The following is a 1005-nucleotide window of genomic DNA, read 5'->3' on the forward strand; positions in this document are numbered from 1 at the left end:
GCAGGCCAGAATTCAATACGATGCGCTGCAGAAAACGGTAATGGCAGAGGCGCAAAATCTTGAGGCATTAAGCGAGCAACTAGAAGAACGTGCTCATCACTTAAAAGATTTGTTTTCTGTGGCAAGGCAGGTTGCCAGTGATACGCAACAAGACATCAATGCGTCTCTTAACTCTACCCAATATCCAGATTTGAGGCAGACTTTACCGTCTTTACTCCAAAGTAAGTCTTTACCTGAAATCAAAGATTTGAAAGCCTTGTGGTTCGTGTTGCTGAAGGATATTCAAGCATCAGGTGAAGTCACGAACTATCCGGCAGATGTGTATCAGCAAAATGGAGAGAAAATTACGACTTCCGTTTTGCGTATGGGGCCATTTACTGCGCGCACAGATACACAGTTCCTTAGCTATGTAGCGAAGCAACAACGTCTGCAAGTTCTTGCATCGGTGGAAGAGGAGAAGGCGCCAGTTGGAACATCTTCGGCTGGTCTGTTCAACGTGATTATTGATCCAACTCGTGGCCAGCTGCTGGCGCAGATCGAGAAGAAAGCTTCGCTAGCAGATCGCGTTCGTCAAGGGGGTTATGTGGGTGGCGTCATTATTTTGCTTGGCCTTACCGGCTTGGCTTTTACCGCATGGCGTTTGTTCTATCTCTCGAAGGAGCATGCAAAGGTTTGGCAGCAACTGTGCAATCCGGAAGCTATTTGCAAAGAAAACCCTCTAGGCCGGGTATTAGCGGTCGGAAATGAGCATCTCTTGGCGACGGAAAATCTTGGTGCGGAACAACTGCATGATAAGTACGAAGGTCTGGAAGTGAAGTTAAATGAAGCGGTGTTGCGCGAAGCGCCATCGCTCGATCGAGGAACAGGCTTTATTAAGTTGCTAGCGACCGTTGCACCTTTGCTGGGTCTATTGGGAACTGTAACAGGAATGATTGCGACTTTTCAGGCCATTACCTTGTTCGGAACGGGAGATCCAAAACTAATGGCGGGCGGGATTTCTCAAGC

1 protein-coding gene is annotated in these 1005 nt (G+C 48.0%); it reads left to right on the plus strand.

Annotated features, from left to right (window positions below):
- Positions 1–1005, plus strand: a 1005-nt coding sequence (locus A3762_RS18020; protein ID WP_068756964.1) for a MotA/TolQ/ExbB proton channel family protein, incomplete at both ends; no start/stop codon positions are given.

The sequence above is a fragment of the Oleiphilus sp. HI0125 genome (genome assembly GCF_001635355.1).